2 protein-coding genes are annotated in these 1,590 nt (G+C 74.7%); one reads left to right on the top strand and one right to left on the bottom strand.

Annotation, left to right across the window (positions count from 1 at the left end; genetic code table 11):
- Positions 1–187: hypothetical protein (locus VGI02_RS25075; RefSeq protein WP_331632046.1), on the bottom strand; the 187-nt coding region annotated here is incomplete at its 3' end.
- Between the two features lie 449 nt (positions 188–636).
- Here VGI02_RS25075 and VGI02_RS25070 point away from each other — a divergent pair.
- On the top strand, positions 637–1,590 hold a 954-nt coding region (locus VGI02_RS25070; RefSeq protein ID WP_331632044.1), incomplete at its 3' end, for a glutamate-1-semialdehyde 2,1-aminomutase.

Here is a 1,590-nt window from a genome sequence, read left to right as displayed (position 1 = left end):
CGGACTCCGCGAGCGCCGACGCCGAGGCGCCGCGCGGGGGGTCCGGGTCCCACCCGGTCTCGTCGCCCGGGCCCGCCCACGCCGGCGCCACCGGCTGCGGCCGGGACGTGGTCCGCAGGGCCACGACCCGACGGGGGCCGGCCCCGCTGCCGTCACGACCCGAGTCGCGGGAACAACGCTCCGCCATGCGCACCATTCTGGGAGGGACCATCTGCGCGTCCCGGTCGGGGGACCACCGTTGGGCCGACCGGGACCACCGGGTACGGCACCCCCTGACGCCGGTGGCGACGGGCCCGCCCGGGGCGCGGCCGATCGAGCCAACCGCCGCCGCGGGGAGCCTCCGTCGGCCGCCTGCCGCCGGTGACGGATCGTGCCCGAGGACCACACCGTGGTGACCCGGCCCTCGAACGTCCCCCTGCGGACAACCGGGACACGCTCCGGTGCGTCCTCGAGGACGACTCCGTCCCTCCGTCGACGTCGCGTCGCGGCGGGCCGCGCCGGATCGGACGGTCCGGGTCGCGCCCCGCCGGGCGGTCCCCGTCGGCGACCGGGGACGATGGTCACGAGGGAAGTGCCAGCGTCGGCCACTCCGCGTCATCGCCCGGACCCGCACCGTCCCCACGGAGGTACCGCCAGATGGATCACGAGGCCCCGAGCTTCTCGCGCTCCACCGAGCTCGCGAACCGACTCCACACGATGGTGCCGGGCGGGGCGCACACCTACGCCCGTGGTGACGACCAGTACCCCGAGGGCATGGCCCCGGTCATCGAGCGGGGGCTCGGCGCACGGGTCTGGGACGCGGACGGCAACGAGTTCGTCGAGTACGGCATGGGGCTGCGGGCCGTGACGCTCGGCCACGCCTACGGGCCGGTCGTCGACGCCGTGCGCGACGTCCTCTCCCGCGGCGTGAGCTTCACCCGGCCCTCCACCCTCGAGGTCGCCGCGGCCGAGGACTTCCTGTCCGTCGTCCCGGGCGCGGACATGGTCAAGTTCGCCAAGAACGGATCCGACGCGACGACGGCCGCGCTCAAGATCGCGCGTGCCGCCACCGGGCGGGACATGGTGGCCGTCGCGGGCCAGCCGTTCTTCTCCACCGACGACTGGTTCATCGGCTCGACCGCGATGAACGCGGGCATCCCCGACGACGTCCGCTCGGGCACCGTCCGCTTCGGCTACAACGACCTCGACTCGCTGCGCGCGCTGTTCGCGCAGTACCCGGGCCGGATCGCCGCGGTGTTCACCGAGGCCGCGACCGGGATGGTCGCCCCGGAGCCCGGCTTCCTCGAGGGCCTGCGCGAGCTCTGCACCGCCGAGAGCGCGGTGCTCGTCTTCGACGAGATGATCACCGGTTTCCGCTGGGCGACCGGCGGCGCGCAGGAGGTCTACGGGGTCGTCCCGGACCTCTCGACCTGGGGCAAGGCCATGGGCAACGGCTTCGCCCTCGCCGCCCTGGCGGGCAAGCGGGACCTCATGGAGCTCGGCGGTCTCAACACCGACGGCGAGCGCGTCTTCCTGCTCTCCACCACGAACGGCCCGGAGACCGTCGGGCTCGCCGCGTTCCGCGCCGTCGTCGAGACCTACCGGACGACG

Origin of the sequence: Actinomycetospora sp. (assembly GCF_036497245.1) — a bacterium.
Classification (GTDB): domain Bacteria; phylum Actinomycetota; class Actinomycetes; order Mycobacteriales; family Pseudonocardiaceae; genus Actinomycetospora.
Note: the sequence above shows the minus strand (reverse complement) of the source record. Positions and strands in the feature narration are given on the sequence as shown.